Raw genomic sequence first — 4,722 nt, 5'->3', positions numbered from 1 at the left:
GGAGCTTACACTGACCCAGGAGTGGACTACTACGAGCAAAGATATCAAGAGCGCCTACTTAACAACCTCAAGAAAAAAGCTCACTTATTAGGCTTTGATTTGGTCGCTCAATCCCCTGTGGCTGAATGTGTTTCTTAGGAGCGATCGCAATCCCATCAATACCACAAATCGTAGGGGCGGGTCTTGTGCCTGTCCTAACGTGTGTGTAATCAATCAAATTTCACAATCTAAAAATCTACCGTGAATTACAACCCCAATATTCACCACCGCCGCTCTATCCGATTGCCAGGATACAACTATTCCCAGGCAGGTGCGTACTTCGTCACCATTTGCACCCAACACCGCCTGTATTTGTTCGGTGAGATTGTTGATCGCACGATGAATCTGAATGTAGCAGGGCAAATGGTAGAAACCGTTTGGCAACAATTACCCCATCGTTTTCCCCAATTGGCGATGGATGCATTCGTGGTGATGCCAAACCATGTACATGGAATCATCGTAATTACCGACAGCGATAACCCTAACCGGATTCCTTCGGATCACGCCATCCCCGAACCATCTCCTGCGGGGTTATGCGCAACGGTGAGGGTACCCACAAGGGGTACCCCTACGGATGCCCATGCCCAAACCTTGGGGGAAATTATGGGTGCATTCAAATCAATTACAACCCACCAATATATGATCGGTGTTAAGCAACAGAATTGGACACCGTTTCCAGGTAAATTATGGTTACGCAATTACTACGAGCGCATCATTCGTGATGAATATGGATTAAACGCCGTTCGGCAATACATTGCTGAAAATCCGCTGCGTTGGGTAGAAGATTCTCAAAATCCGATTAATTTGTAGATATGGGGAGCATACCCACAAGGGGTGCCCCTACATTCTACCAAATCCAAATATTGATGTCCTGGTAGGGGTAGGTCTTGTGCCTATCCCTTTCGATATGGGGAGGACACCCACAAGGGGTGCCCCTACGTTTTCCAAAATTGATGGGTTGGTAGGGGTAGGTCTTGTGCCTACCTTGATACCGTGGGGAGTGCAGTTATCAAATCTGGCAAGTACATTGGATGGTGTCAGCCAATTACAGGGTAATTTATGTATAGATCGCAACTGTTGGCAAATACCTTAATCAGTCTCCGACGCTTGGCTAAGAGAGCCTTAGCACTAGCCGGTTTGCTGCTCTCGTGCCTAGTACTGCTAACCTGGTCACTCCCTGCACAAGCCGCCAGCCAAGTTAGTCCTCTTGTCGAAGAACAAGTCTTGCAGGTTATTCGCAATCACCCTGAACAAATTTTGCAGCTCATCCGCGAACACCCAGAAGTCATTGTGCAATCTGTTCAAGTCTACCAACAGCAACAACAAGGGCAGCTGCAACAGATACGGCAGGCTTTCGTGCAAGCACTAGAAACGAATCCTAAAGTTGTGATTCGCGACTCTCCCACTACGGGCGCAACGGATTTAAACGTCGTGCTATTAGAATTTTCAGACTTTCAATGTCCCTACTGTGCCCAGGCTCATAAAACCGTCCAAGAGTTTATGAGCCAACATGCGGATGAAGTTACCTTAGTGTATAAACATTTCCCTCTTACTCCCATTCATCCTGAAGCCATGCCTGCGGCTAAAGCGGCTTGGGCAGCATTTCAGCAAGGGAAATTTTGGGAGTACGAGGATGCTCTATTTTCCCAGCAAGACAAATTGGGCAAGGACTTGTATCTGGCTACTGCCAAAAGCCTGAATCTGGATTTGGAGAAGTTTGAGCAAGATAAAGCGAATGCCGATAGGGCGATTGAGGAGGATATTCAGTTAGCCCAGACGTTGGGGCTTTCAGGCACTCCCTTCTTCGTGATCAATGGCGAAGCCTTTTCCGGTGACGTGAAGTTATCGGATTTAGAGAAGGCTTTGGCTGGTGCAAGCAAGTCTTGAAATTGGCTTCAAAAGTTTGTTATGTCAACAGCCGCTCATTCAGGTTAATTTGCCAAGCTTGGGATTGAATGGTGGATAGGGGAACTTGATAAAAATACTGACGCAGGAACTGTTCTTCTTCAACGGCTGCGAGAAAGTTCTGGATGGCTTCATTGGCAGCAGAGTCAGTTACCTCTAGCGAGGCTTGTCCGCTAATCGCGATCGCCCAATCCACATGTTTGACATTAAAACCAATGTGTGATATTGAGTTAAGACCCAAATGGAGAATGCGATCGCTCAAATCCAGCTTGTCTTGCAGTTGTGCCAGAGTAGCCGTTTGTCCCGTGCGGCTGAGAAATTTAGCAATTCCCACGAGCTGTTTCCAGATGTCACTCGGTGATAGTTGACTGGGAGGTGGATAAGCGAGGGCTAATTTTCGCTCAGATGCGATCGCACGTCGTAACCATACTTGCAATTCATCCCAACTTGTTGGACACTCGCTAACGGTAAGGGGATTTAAAGGTTGAAGGTTCGATGGTTGAAGGTTTGAAGGTTGAAGGTTGGAGGTTGAAGGTTGGAGGTTGAAGGTTGGAGGTTGAAGGTTCGATGGTTGAAGATTTGATGGCTGAATATTGTCTTCCCAACTGTCAACTTTCAACTTTTCAACCTGCAACTCTTCACCCCGCCAGTCTAAAATCCAATTCAACTGGGTAGGGATATTGAAAGAAGACATATCAACGCATGAGCGCACCGCCAGTAATCGCACTTCGGGGCGTTTTTTGTAATTGTTGTAGTCCAGTTCAACAATCGCATCACATCTCCCTTTGGGGACTTCATCCCTGTAGTGTCCCCACCAGATGCCAGGAAAGCCGATATGGCAAGAGTCGTCCCAAATTTCAAATTCAGTTTTGATGAATTGTACTTTTCGTCCTTTGAAGTCCTGGGTGTTATAGTTTCTCACTTCCTCAAACCAACAGTTCTGAATTAACAGTTTCGGTACCGGATTTCCCATTCCGCAAGGTTCGAGTAGTTTGAGTTCATAAAATAGTTCTTTCCCCAACTCCGCTATGGTTACAATAATGTCAGCTTCTAGTACGGGAGTGAGCGAGGCACCTGAAGTAGATACTTGTTGCCGTAACTGCTGATTAATCGCTTCGGTAAACAGAGGTAGATTTTCAACGGGTAGGCTTAATCCTGCGGCAAATGGATGACCGCCGAACCGATGCAGGAGGTGTTCTTGTGACTTCACCAACTGGTAAAGGTCAATATTATTCACAGAGCGTGCAGAACCCCGTGCCAATTTTGGATTTTGGATTTTGGATTTTGGATTGTTAGGTTGTGATTTAGACTCTATAACTTCAGCATCCTGCTCGTCCTTTTCTAAGGTATAGTCAGAAGCACCTTCTGTACTCAACAAGATAGTTGGGCGTCCGTATTCTTGAGCGACTTGCCCTGCTACTAAACCTAAGACACCAGCAGGCCATTGAGAATCTTCTAGGACAATTACACTGGTTGTTGAGAGGTCAAGTTGCTCCAGTTTGGCTTTAACTTGCTGGGTAACATCTTTTTGCAAAGATTTGCGGCGAGTATTTGCTAATTCCGTCTCGATCGCCAGTTGTTCACAGCGCTTTTCATCGGTGCTAGTGAGTAATTCCACACAAAAGGAAGCATCCCCCTGAATGCGGCTGACGGCGTTAATTCGGGGCCCCAGTCCGAAGGAAATATCTGTGGGGCGATCGCCATTTCTTTGGCACAATTCCAATAAACGAGCCACACCGGGACGAGTCCGAATTTTCAATTGCTGTTGCAGGCGTTCAATTCCTCGCTGTGCCAGGTAGCGGCAATCTCCACTCAGTTGCACTAGATCGGCAATTAAACCAATTGCCACCAAATCTAACAAGCTCTCTAACGGCTGTTGGGGAACATCTGGTAAGGTTTGATAGAGACCTTCTACTAACTTATAGGCCACGGCAACACCGGAAAGATGGAAGAGTGGATGCTCAGGGGGTAAATAGCGAGGGTTGATAATTGCTTTGACAGGAGGACGCTCTGATGGCAAGGTGTGATGGTCGGTAACAATAACATCAATTCCTAGCGTTTGGGCATAGTCAATTTCCTTTAAGTTTGTGCTACCTGTATCGCAGGTTACGATTAATTGACAGCCCTGTTTTTGCAACGCGTCAATTCCCTGACAATTGAGCCCGTGAGATTCGGTGAGGCGATTGGGAATATAGTAAATTAGCTGCCATTCTTGGGGGAGAAACTGTCCTAAACCTTCCCAAAGAACAGCTGTTGAGGTGATGCCATCCGCGTCAAAGTCTCCCCAGATCGCCACCATTTCACCCGTTTTGCAAGCCTGTTGTAAGCGTTCCACCGCCCACTGCATTTCCTGTCCAAATTCAAAGGGACTTGCGGGTTGGTAACAATCTGGGTTCAAGAAACCCGGCAATTGTTCGGCATCACGGATTCCCCGTTTCCATAATAATTGGGCAGCATGACGCCCCTGTGAAGCTGCCAGAGCTTTGGTCAGGATATGGGGTTTGATAGCGTCTAGAAACCATTGGGGGATTTCAGTGGGTGGCGAGACTTGCCATTGAAGTTGCGGCTCAGACATTGGGTTTTTCAGGGGCGATCAGCCTAACAGCATCTAATTCCCTACAATTCCTGTATTTTAGGTATTTTTAGAGCTGACTTGCGAATCGACAAGCGCAGTATGAAGTGATGATCTCAAACCCATCCGACAGCGCCTCTGATTTGAAAAATTGCCAGCTCCCGATCTATGTGTACTTTAGCTTTTGCAATAGCTGTGTCCGGATG

The 4,722-nt window shown here is 47.0% G+C and carries 3 protein-coding genes; 2 read left to right on the top strand and 1 reads right to left on the bottom strand.

The window, feature by feature from the left end; translation table 11 throughout:
- Nucleotides 1–240: 240 nt before the first annotated feature.
- Both V6C93_RS20310 and V6C93_RS20305 read left to right on the top strand, forming a co-directional pair.
- The gene (locus tag V6C93_RS20310; RefSeq protein WP_333478492.1) at nt 241–849 is read left to right on the top strand and encodes a transposase; all 609 of its coding nucleotides are present in this window, start codon (nt 241–243) and stop codon (nt 847–849) included.
- Nucleotides 850–1,098: 249 nt separating this feature from the next.
- Complete coding sequence (locus V6C93_RS20305) at nt 1,099–1,926, top strand: DsbA family protein (RefSeq protein WP_333478491.1); 828 nt, start codon at nt 1,099–1,101, stop codon at nt 1,924–1,926.
- 19 nt (nt 1,927–1,945) lie between these two features.
- On the opposite strand, the gene V6C93_RS20300 is transcribed toward V6C93_RS20305, so the two are convergent.
- Nucleotides 1,946–4,519 carry a single-stranded-DNA-specific exonuclease RecJ gene (locus tag V6C93_RS20300; RefSeq protein ID WP_333478490.1) on the bottom strand — a complete coding sequence of 858 codons (2,574 nt, stop codon included), beginning with the start codon at nt 4,517–4,519 and terminating at the stop codon, nt 1,946–1,948.
- Between the last annotated feature and the right edge of the window lie 203 nt (nt 4,520–4,722).

It is taken from the genome of Allocoleopsis sp. (assembly GCF_036703385.1).
Lineage (GTDB): Bacteria > Cyanobacteriota > Cyanobacteriia > Cyanobacteriales > Coleofasciculaceae > Allocoleopsis.
This window is presented reverse-complemented; position numbering and strand designations above follow the sequence as displayed.